Genomic DNA, 12,631 nt, shown 5'->3' with positions numbered 1-12,631 from the left:
TCAATCGAACTTGACACGCGGATCCACCAGAACGTACGAGAGGTCGCTGATCAGCTTGGTCAGCAGCCCGATCAGCGTGAACAGATAGAGCGTGCCCAGCACCACGGGGTAGTCGCGGCGGATCACGCTCTCGTAGCTGAGCAGGCCCAGGCCGTCCAGCGAGAACAGGGTTTCGATCAGCAACGAGCCGGTGAAGAAGGCGCCGATGAACGCTGCCGGGAACCCGGTGATGATCGGAATCAGCGCATTGCGGAAGACGTGCTTCCACAGCACCCGGCGCTCGTCGAGCCCCTTGGCACGGGCGACCAGCACGTACTGCTTGCGGATCTCCTCGAGGAAGGCGTTCTTGGTCAGCATGGCCGTGACCGCGAAACTGCCGAACACCATGGCGGTGACCGGCAGGGCGATGTGCCAGAGATAGTCGACCACCTTGCCGGCCAGACTCAGCTGCTCCCAGTTCGACGAGGTCAGGCCGCGCAGCGGGAACCACTGCAGCTGCCCACCGAAGACCACCAGCAGGGCCACTCCCAGCACGAAGCCGGGAATGGCATAGCCCACCAGCACCACCAGCGTGGTGAGGAAGTCGAACCGCGTGCCGGCCCGCACGGCCTTCGCGACACCGAGGGGCACCGCGATCAGGTAGCTCAGGAAGAAGGTCCACAAGCCCAGGCTGACCGAGACCGGAAGCTTCTCGCGCACCAGCTCCCACACGTCCTTGTGCTGGTAGAAGCTCTTGCCCAGGTCGAACCGGGCGAACTGCCCGAGCATCTGCAGGAAGCGCTGGTGCGGCGGCTTGTCGAAGCCGTACAGCGCGCGGATCTCCGCGATGCGCTGCTCGTCCACGCCTTGCCGTCCGCGGTAGCCCGCGCCGGAGGCGGCCGCCCGTTCGCCGCCCGAGTCGCGGCCCTGCAACTGGGCGACCATCTGCTCCACCGGCCCGCCCGGCACGAACTGCACGATGGCAAAGGTGATCAGCAGCACGCCCAGCAGCGTGGGAATCATCAGCAGCAGCCGTTTGAGGATGTACGCGGCCATGGTCAGCGGTTCGAAGGCGTCGCCCACCAGGTCGACACGGCCCACAGGTCTACCTGGTAGTACGGCGGGATCACGGACGGCAGCTCGAAGCGCCGCGGCCGGAACCCGACCAGGAACGCGTCGCCGTAGTACTGCGGCACCGAGTAGTACCCGTGCGCCAGCACCCGGTCCAGTGCCCGCATGGCAGCGGACAGGTCGGCCCGGGTGCGCGCCCCGACGACCTTCAGCAGCAAGGCGTCGACCGCGGGATCCGCGATGCCCCAGATGTTGGAGGATCCCGGCGTTCCCGCCGCCGCGGAGCCGAACCGCTCGAGCAGCTCGCTGCCGGGTGCCGTGCTCCCGGGCGCACGCAGCGAGGTCAGCTCGAAGTCGAAGGCGTCCATCTTCTGCTTGGACAGCGAGAAGTCGACGTTGCGGTAGACCAGCTGAATGCCCAGCTTCTCCAGTGCCTTCTGGAACGGCCCGACGATGCGCACCAGGGACGGCTGGTCGTTGAGGAACTCCATCACGAAAGGCTCGCCTTGCGCGTTGCGCAGCGCCCCGTCGCGCCAGGTCCATCCGGCTTCCTTGAGCAGCTGCTGCGCCTGGCGGAGGTTGTCGCGCAGGCTGTTCGGCGGCGCCGTGCTGGGTGCGACCGGCGCCGGACCGAACACCTCCGGACGCAGCTTGCCGCGCAACGGCTCCAGCAGCGCCAGTTCGTCGGCCTTGGGCAGTCCCTCGGCCTGGAACTCGCTGTTGGGGAAATAGCCGTTGACGCGCTTGTAGATGCCGTAGAAGAGCTGCCGGTTCATCCACTCGAAATCCATCGCCAGGCCGATCGCCTTGCGCACCCGGATGTCCTGGAACTTCGGCTTGCGCAGGTTGAACACGTAGCCCTGGAAGTCCCCGGGATTGCGGTTCTCGAAGGCGCGCTTGGCCAGTTCGCCGGACGCGAACTGCCGGCCGCTGTACTGCCGCGCCCAGTTGCGCGAGATGAACTCCCGCATGAAATCGAACTCGCCGGCCTTCAGGCCTTCAAAGCGCGACGTCTCGTCCAGGTAGATCTTGAAGCTGACCCGGTCGAAGTTGAAGTGCCCGCGGCGCACCGGGAGGTCGCGCGCCCAGTACTGCGGATCGCGCTGGTAGGTGATGTCGCGCCCCATGCGCGGGCTCGCAATCCGGTACGGGCCCGAGGCGATGGGCACGTCGGACACGACCTGGTCGAACGGCCGTCCCCTGCCCCACTCGCGGCTGAAGACGGCCATGCCGCCGACGATCAGCGGTAGTTCACGGTTGGCCGAGGCGAAGTCGAAGCGGACGGTGCGCTCGTCCACCGCGACCGCCTGCTTCACGTCGGCGTAGATGGTGCGGTACTGCGGCGCTGCGGCCTTGCTGACCAGGGTGCGCCAGGAATGCACCACGTCGGCGGCCAGCACCGGCTTGCCGTCGTGGAAGCGGGCCTGCGGCCGCAGCCGGAAGGTGGCGGAAAGACCGTCGGCGGCCACCTCCACATCCTCGGCGAGCAGGCCGTAGGCGGTGGTGGGTTCGTCGCTGTTGCCCGTGAGCAGGCTGTCGAACATCAGCTCGGTGATGCCGTACGGTGCCGTGCCCTTGAGCGTGAACGGATTGAACTTGTCGAAGTTGGTCGGCCGCGTGGGCGGCACCATCCGGATCTCGCCGCCCTTGGGGGCCGACGGATTGACGTAGTCGAAGTGCGTGAAGGACGGCGGGTACTTGACGTCGCCGAACTGTGCGTAGGCGTGGGCCGCCCACGAAGGCACGGCCGCCACGGATGCCAGCAGGAGCAGCCAACCTCGCATGCGACAATTCTGCCCAAGTTTTTCCGAGGCAAGACGCATGGGCTTTCTCACTGGCAAGAAATTGTTGATCACGGGCGTGCTGTCCAACCGCTCCATCGCCTACGGCATCGCCAAGGCCTGCCGCGCACAGGGCGCCGAGCTGGCGTTCAGCTATGTCGGCGAGCGCTTCAAGGAGCGCATCACGGAGTTCGCGGCGGAGTTCGATTCCAAGCTGGTGTTCGATTGCGACGTGGGCGACGACGCCCAGATCGCCCGCCTGTTCGCCGACCTGTCGGCGCATTGGCCCAAGTTCGACGGGTTCGTGCACGCCATCGGTTTTGCACCGCGCGAGGCGATCGCCGGCGACTTCCTGGATGGCCTGTCGCGCGAAGGCTTCCGCATCGCGCACGACATCAGCGCCTACAGCTTCCCGGCGATGGCCAAGGCCGCCCTGCCGATGCTGAACCCGCAGGCCGCCCTGCTGACGCTGAGCTACCTGGGCGCCATCCGCACGGTGCCCAACTACAACACCATGGGCCTGGCCAAGGCCTCGCTGGAAGCGTCGGTGCGCTACCTGGCCGAGTCGCTCGGCCCGCGCGGCATCCGCGTCAACGGCATCAGCGCCGGCCCGATCAAGACGCTGGCGGCCAGCGGCATCAAGGGCTTCGGCAAGATCCTGTCGGTGGTCGCCGAGACCTCCCCGATCCGCCGCAACGTGACCATCGACGACGTGGGCAACGTGGCGGCCTTCCTGCTGTCCGATCTGGCGGCCGGCGTCAGCGCCGAGATCACCTACGTCGACGGCGGCTTCAGCCACGTCGTCGGCGGCATCGCCGAACCGGCGGCCTGACGGTCGCCGAACCGGCGGCCTGACGGTCGGCCGGCCTCGGGCCGGCCCCTCGTCCGGCACGACGTTGGCGATCGTCGCCGTGACCGCGGCGACCCCGGCCGGCACCAGCAGCGGCGAGCCGAAGCCGACGCTCTTGACCACCGGCCCCGGGACCCACACGGCCAGCGAGGCTGCGCCCCTGGCGCAGGTCCGGCGTGGCCGCGGCGGTGCTCATGGCCGGTTCAGACCTGCACGCAGTCGGCGTAGAACCGGACCTTGCCGTCGGCGTCGCGTTCCTCGACCAGGCCGTGGATGTCGGTCTCGAAGCCCGGGCACTGCGAGTTGAACTCGCGCGAGAACTTCAGGTAGTCGACGATCTTGCGGTTGAACACCTCGCCGGGGATCAGCAACGGGATGCCCGGCGGGTACGGCGTGACGAGAGAGGTGGTGATCCGGCCCTCGAGGTGGTCGATCTCCACCCGCTCGGTCTTGCGGTGGGCGATGTGCGCGAAGGCATCGCTGGGCTTCATGGCCGGCTGCAGGTCGCTCAGGTAGATCTCGGTGGAGAGCCGGGCGATGTCGTACTTGGCATACAGCTCGTGCACGAACTGGCACAGGTCCGCCAGGCCCATGCGCTCGTAGCGGGGGTACTGCTGGCAGAACTCCGGCAGGATCCGCCACATCGGCTGGTTCTTGGCGTAGTCGTCCTTGAACTGCTGCAGCGCGGTCAGCAGCGTGTTCCAGCGGCCCTTGGTGATGCCGATGGTGAACATGATGAAGAAGCTGTAGAGACCGGTCTTCTCCACGATGACGCCGTGCTCGGCGAGGAACTTGGTGACGATCGAGGCCGGGATGCCGGTCTTGGCGAACTTCCCGTTCAGGTCCAGGCCGGGCGTGACGATGGTGGACTTGATCGGGTCCAGCATGTTGAAGCCCTCGGCCAGGTTGCCGAAGCCGTGCCACTTGGCAGTGCGCGCCTCGCCCTTGATGATCCAGTCCTCGCCGCGGCCCGTGCCCTGCTCGGCCAGCTTGTCCGGACCCCAGACCTTGAACCACCAGTCCTTGCCGTACTCCTGGTCGACCTTGCGCATGGCACGCCGGAAATCCAGGGCCTCGACGATCGATTCCTCCACCAGCGCGGTGCCGCCGGGCGGCTCCATCATCGCGGCGGCCACGTCGCAGCTGGCGATGATGGCGTACTGCGGGCTGGTCGACGTGTGCATCAGGAACGCCTCGTTGAACAGGTGGCGGTCCAGCTTGTTCTCCTTGGCGTCCTGCACCAGCACGTGGCTGGCCTGGCTGATGCCGGCCAGCAGCTTGTGGATGGACTGGGTCGAGTAGACCAGCGACTTCTGCGGCCGCGCCCGCTTCTTGCCCATGGCATGGAAGCTGCCATAGAAGGGATGGAAGGCGGCGTGGGGCAGCCAGGCCTCGTCGAAGTGCAGCGCCTCCACGTAGCCGTCCAGCATCCCCTTGATGGTCTCGGTGTTGTACAGGACGCCGTCGTAGGTCGACTGGGTCAGGGTCAGGATGCGCGGCTTGACCTGGTCGGGGTCGACGCCGGCCAGCAGCGGGTTGGCCCGGATCTTCTGGCGGATCGATTCCGGCGTGAACTCGCTCTGCGGGATCGGCCCGATGATGCCGAAGTGGTTGCGCGTCGGCTTCAGGAACACCGGGATCGCCCCGGTCATGATGATCGAGTGCAGGATCGACTTGTGGCAGTTGCGGTCCACCACCACCACGTCGCCCGGCGCCACCTCGTGGTGCCAGACCATCTTGTTGGAGGTGCTGGTGCCGTTGGTGACGAAGAAGCAGTGGTCGGCGTTGAAGATGCGCGCCGCGTTGCGCTCGCTGGCCGCCACCGGGCCGGTGTGGTCCAGCAGCTGGCCCAGCTCGTCCACCGCGTTGCAGACGTCCGCCCGCAGCATGTTCTCCCCGAAGAACTGGTGGAACATCTGGCCCACCGGGCTCTTGAGGAAGGCCACCCCGCCCGAATGGCCGGGACAGTGCCAGGAATAGGAGCCGTCCTCGGCGTAGTCCAGCAGGGCCTTGAAGAACGGCGGCTGGATGCCTTCCAGGTACGACTTGGCCTCCCGGATGATGTGGCGCGCCATGAACTCCGGCGTGTCCTCGTACATGTGAATGAAGCCGTGCAGCTCCCGCAGGATGTCGTTGGGCAGGTGCTGGGAGGTCTTGGTCTCGCCGTAGATGTAGATCGGCACATCCGGGTTCTTGCGGCGCACTTCGGCGATGAAGTTGCGCAGGTTCAGCACGGCCGGGTCCGGATCGGGGCCGGAGGTGAACTCCTCGTCGTCGATCGACAGGATGAACGCGCTGGCGCGGCTTTGCTGCTGCGCGAACTGCGACAGGTCGCCGTAGCTGGTCACGCCCAGGATCTCGAACCCTTCGGCCTCGATGGCCTGCGCGAGCGCGCGGATGCCCAGGCCCGACGTGTTCTCGGAGCGGTAGTCTTCATCGATGATGACGATGGGGAAGCGGAATTTCATGGACGGCGTCGGTGGGGGCGCAAAAGGTGAGCCGGGAGTGTATGCAATCGGGCGCTGCCCAGGTCCGCGGGGCACATGCACCACAATGCCGTGCAAACCTGACGAGGAGATGTGGATGGCCGAATCAACGGTCTGGTGGCTGCTGACCGGGGCGGCCGTGGCGGTCGAACTGATGACCGGCACGTTCTATTTGCTGATGCTGGCCATCGGCCTGGCCGCGGGCGCCCTGGCCGCCCATGTCGGCACCGGCCTGCCGACGCAGCTGGTGTCGGCGGCCGTGGTGGGCGGCGGCGCGGTCGCCGCCTGGCATCTGCTGCGCGGGCGGCAGGGGCGGCCACCGGCGGCGGCGGGCAACCGGGACGTCAACCTGGATGTCGGCGAGACGGTCATGGTCGACGGCTGGCAGCCGGATGGCACCGCGCAGGTTCGCTACCGCGGCGCCACCTGGACCGTCGCCCATGCTGCCGGCATCCATCCCTCCTGCGGCCTGCACCGGGTCCGCGAGGTGGTGGGCAGCCGCCTGATCGTCGAGAAACTCTGACCAACCGCCTGGAGGGGCACTTATGGAAATCGCCATCGTCCTGTTCGTCATCGCGGCCGTGTTCGTGGTCCGCACCATCCAGGTCGTGCCACAGCAGCACGCGTGGGTCGTGGAGCGCCTGGGCAAGTACCACGGCACGCTGACACCGGGCCTGAACTTCCTGGTGCCGTTCATCGACAAGGTGGCCTACAAGCACAGCCTCAAGGAGATCCCGCTGGACGTCCCGAGCCAGATCTGCATCACGCGCGACAACACGCAGCTGCAGGTCGACGGCATCCTCTACTTCCAGGTGACCGACCCGATGCGCGCCAGCTACGGCTCGTCCAACTACATCGTGGCGGTCACGCAACTGGCCCAGACGTCCCTGCGCAGCGTGATCGGCAAGCTGGAGCTGGACAAGACGTTCGAGGAGCGGGACGTGATCAACGCCCAGGTGGTCGCGGCCATCGACGAGGCCGCCCTGAACTGGGGCGTGAAGGTCCTGCGCTACGAGATCAAGGACCTGACGCCGCCCGAGGCGATCCTGCGCGCGATGCAGTCACAGATCACCGCGGAGCGGGAGAAGCGCGCCCTGATCGCGGCATCGGAAGGCCGCCGCCAGGAGCAGATCAACATCGCCACCGGCGAGCGGGAGGCATTCATCGCCCGCTCCGAGGGCGAGAAGCAGGCCGAGATTAACAAGGCCCAGGGCGAGGCCGCCGCCATCCTGGCGGTGGCCGAAGCCACGGCCGGTGCCATCCGCCAGGTCGCCGAGGCGATCCGGCAGCCGGGCGGCGAACAGGCGGTCCAGCTGAAGGTGGCCGAGCGCGCGGTCGACGCTTTCCGCAACGTCGCCAACGAAGCGAACACGACCCTGATCGTGCCGGGCAACATGGGCGAGGTCTCGGCACTGATCGCCTCGGCCATGCGCATGGTCCAGGCCGGGCGCACCGGGGCCTGACCTTCCGGGGTCTGCGGGCCCGGGAGGCCCGCGCTGCCAACCGTCCTGCCGGCGGCGGTCTCTGTCCATCCGACTGTCCAAGTGGCAGTCCGACGATCTGTCCAGATACAATCATACGTCTGGACACACGGCTTCGGGGACTGACGCCCGTAGTTTCCCGCAGACTGGGCGCGACTGTTGGAGGTCAGCAACAAAGCCGCCAAGTCTGTCTTGACTGACTGTCCATCTCTGTCCAAGATAGATCTATACAGTCTTGGACAGAGGCCGGCCCATCGTGTTGACGAGCAAAGAGGTTCTGGAACGCACGGGAATCTCCCGTGCAACCCTGAACAACTACATCAGCACGGGCCTGCTGCCCCGTCCTGACGTGTTGCCGCCCAGTCCGGATGACGGCGCCGCTCCCCGCATCGGCTACTTCCCGGACGACACCGTCGAGCGCATCGCCGAGATCCAGCGGCTCAAGCGGGAGGGCTGGAGCATCGCGCGCATCGCGGGTCGCTTCTCGGGCGCGGCCGATGTCGGCGATCGGCGCGGCGCGACCGTGGCGCCCATCCCGGCCGCGACCCGGCAGCCGCCCCTTGCGGCCCCCCTTCCCGCTCCCCTCACCGCTCCGGCCATCGACCAGAGCACCCCGCGGGCCTCGTCGGCGGGTGCCGGGCCGGAACTCTCATTGCCGCAGATTCCCCATCCCGCCTGGCTGCTGGACGAGGGATTCGGCCTGGCCTGGCTGAACGAGGCGGCGCGCCGGGATCCGCGATCGCCCTGGTGCGGGCTCGACGCGCGGGCTGCCCCGGCCGAGGTCGTCAAACGTCTGGCCGCCTGGCCGGCGCCGGACCGGGAGACTGGCGGCGCCGCCATCGGCTTCCACCTGCGCATGATGGGCCGGCCCCATCCCGACGCCGTCGCCGGCATGGACGGCCTGCCAGCCGCCCTGCTGGAGCGGCTGCAGCAGGTCGCGGCCGCCGGCAGTGCACCGTTCCAGGACCCCGCGGCCCACCTGCGGCTGCCGGCCGGCGACGCGTCGGTCGTGCTGCATGCGGTCCGTTTCCGCGAGGGGACCCTGTTCATCGCGTCCCCGGACCGCGGCGCAGGCTCCGCCGCGCTGACGGTGGTGCCACCGGTCACCGCGGCCCCCGCGCCCGCGCCCGCGATGCCGTTGCCGGCGCTGGCGTCGGTCGCCGTCCTGGCGACGGGCCTGCAGGACGCCGGCAAGCTGTGGCGGCAGTTGCCGGCACGGGAATACTTCGAGCTGGTCAACGAGATCTGGAGCGAGCTCGACCTGATCTTCCGCCGTCACGGCGGGCGCCACGCCCGGCATCCGGGCGAAGGCATGGTCTGCTACTTCCTGCCCGAGGCCGACGCGAGCCACCTGTGGTGCGCGCTGGCCGCGGCCCATCAGGCGCGCGAGGCGATGCGGTCGGTGAGCGCGCGGTGGCAGGCCCGCAAGGGCTGGGACGTCCAGCTGTGCATGAACACCGGCATCGACGAGGGCCGCGAATGGATCGGCCCGCTGCGGTCGTCCGAACCGGTGGAACTGGTCGTCCTGGGCAACGCCGCTGACCAGGCCCGGCAGCTGTCCGCGCTGGCGCGTGCCGGCGGCATCTGGGTGACCCGCCACCTGGTCGACAGGCTCACCGGCGCCGAACGCGCCCGTCTCACCCACGGGGTGCCGCGCGCCGCCGGCGACGGCGACGCCTGGCTGCTGTCCTGCTTTTTGCCGCTGGCCGACCTCGTGTCGTCCCAGCCGGTGCCGTCCGGCGCGGTTTCGCCGTCCATTGCCGATCTGTCCGTCACCGAAGTCCTGGACCTAGACGTGCCCGCTGCGGGCGCGCCGGGGCCCGCGGCGGTCGAGGCCTGAGGAACGAGGAGAACGAGATGCGCTGGTTCAAACCCAATCTCCGCAACAGCCTGCATGCGATCTTCAGCGGGGGCCCCACCACCCTGCCGCCCGACGGCGAGGCCGGGTTCGGCCTGGAGGACATCCGCCAGAAGATGCTGGACCTCACCTCGATGGACTCCGACGAGCGGACCATTGCGGTGCGCCGGCGCATCCGGTATGCGGACGACGTGCAGGCGCTCTGGTTCGTCCGCGGCGAATTGATGGCGCTGCTCGCCCGCGAGCACGGGGAGGCGGCGGCCTACGAGCAGATCGAGATGATCAGCGACATGTTCGTCGAACTGCTGCCGCGCGGGTTGCGGTCACGACCCAGCCCGCTTGGTCGCAGTTGACGGCCGCCCTCGCCTGCCCCGGTCTCGCCCCGCCCTCGCCGGCCGTCCCTCACGACGCCGGGATGCGCAGGTGCTCCGGGGGCAGGCCAGCCCGGTGGCGCCGGACCATCTCCTCGTAGGCTGCCTCGATCGCGCGGGTGGACCGCGCCGTGTCGAACAGCGGCGCGGTCTGGCGCTCAGCCTCCAGCCGCCGCCGCAGCTCGCCCAGCCTGACAGGGTCGCTGGCCAGCGCCACGGCCAGGTTCTCGTAGTCCTGCCGCGAATGCGTGACCAGCTCCTGCAGGCCGACGGCGTGCAGCAGGCTTGCCGCCACGCGGCCCGCGAACGCCCGGCCCTGCAGGGTCACGACCGGCACCCCGCACCACAGCGCGTCGCTGCCGGTGGTGTGGGCGTTGTAGGGCAAGGTGTCCAGGAACAGGTCGGCCAGCCGGTAGCGCGCGAGGTGGTCGGCCAGGGGCGCGAACTTTGCGAACACCAGGCGCTCGGCGGCGATGCCGCGCGCCACCGCCTCGCGCCGCAGGTTGGCCACGGCCGCCGCATCGGCCGCCAGCAGCCACAGCACGCTGCCCTCCACCCGGCGCAGGATGCGCGTCCACGAATCGAACGTCTCGGGCGTGATCTTGTAGTTGTTGTTGAAGCAGCACAAGACGATGCCCTGCTCGGGCAGGCCGGCCTCCCGGCGGGACGGCGGTGATGGCGACACCGCGCGCCGCGTGTCGGTCACCTGGTAGCTGAACGGCAGCCGCACGATCTTCTCGCTGTAGAAGGGCTCGTCGCCCTCGGGCACGACCACCGCGTCCGCCAGCACGTAGTCCATGAAGTCGGCACCGGTGCTGCCGGGATAGCCGAGGTAGCTCACCTGGATTGGCGCGGCACGCTGGGCGAAGATGCCCGGGCGGCCGTCGAGCGTGAAGCCTTTCAGGTCGACCGCGATGTCCACCCCGAGCTCGCGCGACCGCCGCGCGATCGCCTCGTCGCTGTCGCTGCGCACGTCGAGGAAGCGGTCGAAGGTCGCGACCAGCCTGCGCCGGCTGGCATCGTCGACGTCGGGCCCGAAGGAGAACGCGACCAGCTCGAACCGGCGGCGATCGTGCCGCTCGAAGAATTCCGCCATCAGGTACGACGTGGCGTGGTCATGGAAATCGGCCGAGTAGTAGCCGACGACGATGCGATCGGCGCGCTGCTTCTGGCCAGCCACCGGGTGCATTGCCGCCACCGGATGCTTGTCCCGCGCCCAGGTGGCCGCGGCCCGCAGCCCCAGTTCGGGCACGTCGAACACCGCCAGCGCCGGGAACGGGGCGATCGCCCTGGCGCCGGCACGAATGCGCGCGGCCAGGTCGTCCAGCCGGGCCGCCAGGCCGTTCCACTGGCACATCGAGATCTGCGCGTTGACGGCCTGGCCCAGCAGGTAGTCGAGCTCCGGCCGGATGGCCAGGGCCTGTTCGAACAGCGCCAGCCCCTCGGCGCGGCGGCCCAGCATCGACAGCGCCACCCCCTTGTTGGTGAGCGTCTCGGCGTCGTCCGGCCTCAGCTGGAGGGCGCGGTCGTAGCTCGCCAGGGCCTGTTCGTACCGCTTCACATGCGCCTGGACGATGCCCTGGTCGGCCCAGGCGCGCGCCAGGCCCGGCGCCAGCGACAGCGCCCGGTCCAGCTGGCTCAGGGCCTCCTCGTGGCGCCCCAGGTGGTGCAGCGCCAGCGCCTGGTTGGCCCATGCCTGGGCGTCGTCGGGCGCCGCCTGCGTCGCCCGCGCGTGGCAGGCCAGCGCTTCACCATGCCGGCGCAAGGCGTCGAGGGTCACGCCGCGGTTGGACCAGGCACGGGCATCGTCGGGGCGGATCTGCAGGGCACGGTCATAGCACGCCAGTGCTTCCTGGTGGCGTCCGAGGTGGCCGAGGGTGACGGCCTGGTTGGTCCAGGCTTCGGGGTCTCCGGGGTCCAGGCGCGTCGCCTGCTCGTGGTCGGCCAGCGCCTGGGTGTGCTGCTGGAGCTCCGAGCGCGCGATGCCGCGGTTGGACCAGGCCGGCGCGAAATCCGGCTGCAGCGCGATCGCCCGGCCGTAGCTGTCGGCCGCGGCCGCGAACTGCCGGAGTTCATCGTGCATGCGGCCCAGGTTGAAATGGGCCTGGAAGGACTTCGGGTTCAGCCGGGCCGCCTGTTGATAACTGGACAGCGCGCCGGCGAAATCGCCCACCCGCGACTGCGCGGTGCCGAGCTCGTGCAGGCCTTCGAAGAAATCGCCGGCCTTGCGCAGCGCGCGTTCAAAGCAGGGAATGGCCAGTGGCGCGCGGTCCTGGTGGAGGTAGGACGCACCCAGGTAGTAGAGCGCCTCGGCCGAGCAATCCGGATCCTCGCAGGCCACCTCGAGCAGCCGTTGCGCGGCCTGGCCCTGCCCCGCCCGACCCAGGATGTAGGCCAGGCACTCGCTCGCGCGCGAGTGGCGCGGCTGTGTCGCCAGGATCTGTTCGAAGATCGAGCGGGCCGCCGCGTGGTTGCCGCTGCGGAACGACTGTTCCCCGATCGCCAGCAGCTGCGGGATGTCCAGCCGGCTCATCGTGCGTGCTCCACCAGGCTGCCGCCGGTGCTGGCCAGCAGGGCTGCGCGGGACCGCTTGCAAGCGGAAGGGGATCGGGCGGTTCGGATCGGAGGCATCGCGGCCCGCCATTATCCCGATCGGCGGGCCACGCCCGATGCTGGCGAACTGCGGCTCCCCAGCCAAACGAGATGACCTTCCTCCGACGGCGGATGCCGGTCGCTCGTCCCCGGCATGCCGCG

The 12,631-nt window shown here is 69.0% G+C and carries 9 protein-coding genes; 5 read left to right on the top strand and 4 right to left on the bottom strand.

Annotated elements, in window-relative coordinates; all coding sequences use genetic code 11:
- Both VFE82_RS08940 and VFE82_RS08935 read right to left on the bottom strand, forming a co-directional pair.
- A complete protein-coding gene (locus VFE82_RS08940; RefSeq protein WP_325000075.1) occupies positions 1 to 1,035 on the bottom strand; it encodes a microcin C ABC transporter permease YejB in 1,035 nt (344 codons plus the stop codon).
- 2 nt (positions 1,036 to 1,037) lie between these two features.
- Complete coding sequence (locus tag VFE82_RS08935) at positions 1,038 to 2,834, bottom strand: extracellular solute-binding protein (protein ID WP_324999953.1); 1,797 nt, start codon at positions 2,832 to 2,834, stop codon at positions 1,038 to 1,040.
- A 37-nt stretch (positions 2,835 to 2,871) separates the two neighbouring features.
- Here VFE82_RS08935 and fabI point away from each other — a divergent pair, with 37 nt between their 5' ends.
- Positions 2,872 to 3,663, top strand: coding sequence for an enoyl-ACP reductase FabI (gene fabI, locus VFE82_RS08930; protein ID WP_324999952.1), 792 nt, complete (start codon positions 2,872 to 2,874; stop codon positions 3,661 to 3,663).
- A gap of 221 nt (positions 3,664 to 3,884) precedes the next feature.
- Here fabI and VFE82_RS08925 read toward each other — a convergent pair whose 3' ends face one another.
- Positions 3,885 to 6,149, bottom strand: a complete 2,265-nt coding sequence (locus VFE82_RS08925) for an arginine/lysine/ornithine decarboxylase (protein ID WP_324999951.1) — start codon at positions 6,147 to 6,149, stop codon at positions 3,885 to 3,887.
- Between the two features lie 115 nt (positions 6,150 to 6,264).
- Here VFE82_RS08925 and VFE82_RS08920 point away from each other — a divergent pair, with 115 nt between their 5' ends.
- The 4 genes from VFE82_RS08920 to VFE82_RS08905 all read left to right on the top strand — a co-directional run bounded on the left by VFE82_RS08920 (position 6,265) and on the right by VFE82_RS08905 (position 9,859).
- On the top strand, positions 6,265 to 6,690 hold the full coding sequence (locus tag VFE82_RS08920) for an NfeD family protein (protein WP_324999950.1): 426 nt from the start codon (positions 6,265 to 6,267) through the stop codon (positions 6,688 to 6,690).
- A gap of 22 nt (positions 6,691 to 6,712) precedes the next feature.
- On the top strand, positions 6,713 to 7,630 hold the full coding sequence (locus VFE82_RS08915) for a stomatin-like protein (protein ID WP_324999949.1): 918 nt from the start codon (positions 6,713 to 6,715) through the stop codon (positions 7,628 to 7,630).
- A gap of 274 nt (positions 7,631 to 7,904) precedes the next feature.
- Entirely contained in the window at positions 7,905 to 9,488 is a 1,584-nt protein-coding gene (locus VFE82_RS08910; RefSeq protein ID WP_324999948.1) for a MerR family transcriptional regulator, read from the top strand.
- A 17-nt stretch (positions 9,489 to 9,505) separates the two neighbouring features.
- Complete coding sequence (locus tag VFE82_RS08905; RefSeq protein ID WP_324999947.1) at positions 9,506 to 9,859, top strand: hypothetical protein; 354 nt, start codon at positions 9,506 to 9,508, stop codon at positions 9,857 to 9,859.
- Between the two features lie 49 nt (positions 9,860 to 9,908).
- Here VFE82_RS08905 and VFE82_RS08900 read toward each other — a convergent pair whose 3' ends face one another.
- Positions 9,909 to 12,410 carry a tetratricopeptide repeat protein gene (locus VFE82_RS08900; protein WP_324999946.1) on the bottom strand — a complete coding sequence of 834 codons (2,502 nt, stop codon included), beginning with the start codon at positions 12,408 to 12,410 and terminating at the stop codon, positions 9,909 to 9,911.
- Positions 12,411 to 12,631: the final 221 nt, after the last annotated feature.

The sequence above is a fragment of the Ramlibacter sp. genome (assembly GCF_035655895.1).
In the GTDB taxonomy this organism is placed as follows: Bacteria; Pseudomonadota; Gammaproteobacteria; order Burkholderiales; family Burkholderiaceae_C; genus Ramlibacter.
This window is presented reverse-complemented; position numbering and strand designations above follow the sequence as displayed.